Source organism: Bradyrhizobium sp. CFUWI (assembly GCF_056429085.1).
On the sequence record NZ_JBWJZE010000346.1, the window covers coordinates 1 to 246 of the forward strand.

1 pseudogene is annotated in these 246 nt (G+C 60.6%); it reads right to left on the bottom strand.

The features are described from left to right. Positions 1-246 (bottom strand): annotated as a pseudogene (locus tag AC066S_RS40100) (hypothetical protein); the annotation flags it as partial.

The window sequence follows — 246 nt, forward strand, 5'->3', positions numbered from 1 at the left end:
TGTTCTTCCCGAGATCGATACCGATCGTGACAATGTTCGTATTCGACATGGCTTGCGCTCCTGCTGTTGCCCCGCCGGACTCCACGTTGCCGCTGGGAGCGGGCGTGGTCCATGCCATTAACTCGTAGGGCTTGTGAGCTTTTCCCTTACCGATGCATTCGACCTCCGGCGCGTGCAACGAATAGATTTTCTTGCCGCGCTGCCGTTGCCGCTGTTCGCGGACCTGCCGGGCCAGCGACAGCGGCA